Origin of the sequence: Streptomyces sp. SID3343, assembly GCF_009865215.1 — a bacterium.
In the GTDB taxonomy this organism is placed as follows: Bacteria; Actinomycetota; Actinomycetes; order Streptomycetales; family Streptomycetaceae; genus Embleya.
On sequence record NZ_WWJX01000306.1, the window covers coordinates 1 to 4,067 of the forward strand.

General features: G+C 73.2%; 4 protein-coding genes and 1 pseudogene. 2 read left to right on the forward strand and 3 right to left on the reverse strand.

The window, feature by feature from the left end; all coding sequences use genetic code 11:
* The 3 genes and pseudogenes from GT354_RS10455 to GT354_RS55715 all read right to left on the reverse strand — a co-directional run.
* Positions 1-406: pseudogene (locus GT354_RS10455) on the reverse strand (hypothetical protein); the annotation flags it as partial.
* Positions 403-597, reverse strand: coding sequence for a hypothetical protein (locus GT354_RS10460; RefSeq protein WP_161356005.1), 195 nt, complete (start codon positions 595-597; stop codon positions 403-405). The pseudogene GT354_RS10455 and the gene GT354_RS10460, both read right to left, overlap by 4 nt.
* A 130-nt stretch (positions 598-727) precedes the next feature.
* Positions 728-1,927: a caspase family protein gene (locus GT354_RS55715; RefSeq protein ID WP_161356006.1), complete on the reverse strand. Its 1,200-nt coding sequence runs from the start codon at positions 1,925-1,927 to the stop codon at positions 728-730.
* A gap of 211 nt (positions 1,928-2,138) precedes the next feature.
* Here GT354_RS55715 and fxsA point away from each other — a divergent pair, with 211 nt between their 5' ends.
* Positions 2,139-2,315, forward strand: a complete 177-nt coding sequence (gene fxsA, locus GT354_RS10470; protein WP_161356007.1) for an FxSxx-COOH cyclophane-containing RiPP peptide — start codon at positions 2,139-2,141, stop codon at positions 2,313-2,315.
* 127 nt (positions 2,316-2,442) lie between these two features.
* A partial coding sequence (locus GT354_RS10475) for an HEXXH motif domain-containing protein (protein WP_161356008.1) occupies positions 2,443-4,067 on the forward strand: 1,625 nt, incomplete at its 3' end.

Genomic DNA, 4,067 nt, shown 5'->3' on the forward strand with positions numbered 1-4,067 from the left:
CCGACGCGGCCAGCGCGTGCAGATGTCCCACCGCCACCCACAGCGGCGGGTCGCCCACCCGACCGCCCGGCGGCCCGTGCAGCCGGCGCAACACTGATGCCAACCACAGGCCCGTCTCGGGCAACAGCACGAGTCGATCCACCTCGGCGCCGTCGCGGCGCTGCGCCGCGACGAGCAGGTCCCACGCCTCGTCGAGCGACGGCAACGGACCGAGTGTCCATGCCGCGTCGCTACGCGTGTCCAGCAAGAGATCCAGCAGCAACAGGCGTCTACTGCGCTCCGCCCGCCACAACTCGGCCGTCCCGAAGGGTCCGTCTCCGGTGGCCGCGGCCTCGAACTCGCGCACCGTGAGCCGATGGGAGCGGAACCCGCCGGCCGAGGTCGCGGGCCCGACGGCGGGGGTCATTCGACCAGGCCCCGCCTGGTCGGTCGGGTGCTGTCGGACATGCCCCAGCTGACCGCCTCGTGGGCCAGTGCCCCGAGGAGCCGTTGCTTGTTCCGTTCGCGCTCACGGCCGTGAAATGCTCGCAGTTCGTCAAGCGTGACCCCCGTCAGATCAAGCAGTTCGGACTCGATTGCGGTCTCGGGGTGATCCATCCTCCGGCAGTCCTCCCGGCATCGGGGCCGCGGTCGACCCGCTCCATCCATCATGACTGTCGGCCGGCGGCGGGGAAAGCCCGCGCCCGGAACATCCTTGACGCCACCAGCCCGTTGGTCGCGAGTGCCTTCAACGCGGGTCGGCGACCCCGTCGAAGCCGGGGAAGTCGGACAGCACGAGCACGACTTCACGCAGGGCGGCGGTGCCGGCATCGACCAGCGACAGGGCTTCCCGGAGTCGATCGAGGCCGTGCTCGAACTCCCGGCACGTCTCGATGATCGCGAGGATGTCGGCCCGGGCGACGGGGGATCGGGCCACGCTGGTGGCGATGTCGGAAGGCAGGATGCCCAGGACCGCGTTGCGGCCCTCCTGCGTGCGCATCGTCGGTACCGCGATCAGCGCCTCCAGCAGCCGGCCGACCTGGGCCGGGCTCGGTGTACCGGCACGGCGAAAGTCGGGGGAGGGAAAGGAAGTTCGGTCCGGGTCGACGTTCGGGCCCGAACCCGGCCACCTTCCGCGCGCACCCTCGGGACCCGAGTGGTGCAGGTAGGTCGGGGTGGCGCCGGCCGGTGCCGCACCCGCGCCCAGCCGCTCGGTCAGGGCGGCGAACAGGGCCTCGGTATCGGGCGGCCAGGGCGCCTGAGCCGAGCAGAAGTCCGGGAGCAGGCGCAGAAGTTCGGTACTGAAGGTGCCACGTCGCAGCCCGGCGGCGTTGCGCGTCGCCTGCCCCGGGGCGGAGCCGAACAGGACGTGCTGCCCCGGCCGGGTGCGGAGGCGGCCGTGCGGCACGGGATCCGGGACGAGCGCACCGTGTACCGCGGCGGGATCCACCCGCGTCTGGCACGCGTCGACGAACCACACCTGATCGCGGTACGACAAGGTCAGATCGGATCGGAAGGCGGCCAAGGCGGCTTCGAGGTCCAGGGACCGCAGGTCGTCCTCGCGGGCGTCGGCGTACAACAATCGGCGATGGTCGGCGAGATCGAGGAACCCGTGGCCCGCCCACGCGACGACCAGGGACTCCTCGGCGGACAAGGGAAGTTCGCGAAACAACACGTCGTGGACCGTCTGCCGGTCGGCGGCCCGAACCGGCAACCCGAACCGGCGCGCCCGCTCGACGTTGCCCGGCAGCGGGGACAACATCAGCGTCAACGCCGACGGCGCGACGCCCGCGTCGAGCAACACCCGTGCGTAGGCCAGCGCGTCGGTCACCGGCCCGTCGAGGTCCCACCCGGGGCCCGCGGCGTAGCGCTCCACGCCGACCACCACCGCTCGGGCGCCGGCGCGCGGAACCGGCGGATCGGCCACGGTGTCGATCGCCTCGTTCACGAGCACCTCCCCAGCGCTGGGCACGACGGCCCCACCCGACCATAATCGCCCCTTCGGCCCCCTGGCGGGGCGGCTCTGGCGCGGCTTCCCCCCTCAGAGTGAAGTGACCGAAGCCTTGGGCGATTCACGCCGGGGTCCGACGTGCCGAGACCTAGGGTCGGTGCTGCGGTGTACGGAGAGTTACACCAATCCGCGAAGAAGGAGCACGACCGTGGAGCAGAACCAGCCCGGGATCGAATCGCAACTCGTCGACCTCACCGACGTCCCCCTCACCGAACTGCGCGCCGTCGACGGCCCCGCCCTGGACGAATCCACGGCCGACCTGCTCCGACACGTCGACGACCGGACCGACAGCTTCGCGGGCTACAGCCCGCACGCGATCGACTAGCACACGGTCGCCGAGCCGGGCGGAGATCGAAGGTCCCCGCCCGGTGGGCTATACGACGGCTCGGCGTTCCGGCCGTCCTGGCGCACGGTGCCCCGGGATCGGACTGGGGCCGATACCCGGAGTTCGCATGTCTGTTGACGTACCTGTCTCGCTCGACGGCCCCGGGCCGGCGACGCCCCCACGCACCGTGCGGCACACCGTGCCCCGCCCCGCCTTCGAAAGCCTGCTCACCGGCGGCGGCGACGTCGACGCCGTCACCCGGCTGACCGCCGCCGAGTCGAGCCGCCGCCTGCTGCTGATGCGCGTGTTGCTCGACGCCGTCGAGCGAGAGTCCCCGACCGAGGGCCCGCTCCCGCCGTTCACCACCGCATGGGACGCCCTCGTCGGCGCGGGGCAGGACCCGGCGACGCGACTCCTCGCCCTGCCGCACACCGGGATGTGGGCCGCGCACGTGCTGCGCCGGCTGCGCGGGACGCGCCCCGACCCGGCGCCGCTGTGGGTCGATCTCGGACACCTGCACAACCTGGCCGCGGCGGCGCTCGTCCTCGCCGGCCGCGGTTTCCGGCAGCCCGTGGTGGTGCGCGAGCAATGGGTCGTGCTGCCCGGTCTGGGCGCCGCCCGGCTGGCCGCCGGCCGCTCGTGGGACGTCGCCGAGGTCGAGGCGTGCGACGGCGTCACGCACATCCGATACGGCCAGGACCGGGTCGCGGTGGGCGAGGGCCGATCGACCGACAACGGCCCGGCCTGGTACCCGCTGCGGCACCTGCACGCCGAGTCCGAACACGAGCCGATCACCCTCGCGCTCGAAGACCTGGTCCCCTACCGGGGAATGCGCGGCCCCACCCCGCCCGAGCCGCTCACCGCCGCACAGGCACGGCGCTGGCAGGTCATGCTCGGACAGGCATGGGACGTACTGGTCGCGCAGGACCGCCCGGCCGCCCGCGCGATGGCCCGCGGTCTCGCGACGATCGTGCCGATGGCCGCCACCGAGCCGTATCGGCCCGAAAGCGCATCCTCGGGCGACGGCTTCGGCAGCGCGGTCGCGTCGGCGCCCGACGACGCGGTGCAACTGGCCTCGACCCTGGTCCACGAGTTCCAGCACATCAAGTTGAGCGCGGTGCTCCACCTGTGGACCCTGCACGCCGCCGAGCAGACCAAGTGCTTCTACGCGCCGTGGCGCGACGACCCGCGGCCCGTGGGCGGCATGCTCCAAGGCGTGTACGCCTTCCACGGCGTCGCCGCCTTCTGGCGCGCCCGGCGGCACGTGGCCCACGGCGCCGAAGCGGACCTCGCGCACTTCGAGTTCGCCCTGTGGCGCACCCAACTCCACCACGGCCTCGGCGCCCTTCGGGCGAGCCCGTACCTGACCGACCACGGTCGCCGACTGGTCGGCGAACTACGGGCACAGGTCGAACCGTGGCTGACCGAGGTCGTACCGAGCCAGGTGGCCGACGCGGCGACCCAGGCGATCGCCGACCACCGCGCGGCCTGGCGGATCCGGCACCTGAGCCCCGACGCGGCCACCGTCGACGCGTTGGCCCGAGCGTGGTCGGCCCGCTCGTTCCGGGCCGACGACCACGCCGCGCCGACGCCGCGCGAGCAGGACGCGCCCACGCTCGTGGGTGATCCGACCGCGTGGCGGCTCGACGCGCGGGCCGTGCTCTACCGCCGGCGGCTGGCCCAGCCCGAGGGCTTCGCCCGGCTGTGCGCGCTCGACGCGTACGGCGCCGCCGAACCGGCCGAGGCACCGGC

What these genes read in the sequence shown, in the direction of transcription:
- GT354_RS10460 (WP_161356005.1), bottom strand. Translation starts at nt 597, where the DNA reads ATGGATCACCCCGAGACCGCAATCGAGTCCGAACTGCTTGATCTGACG.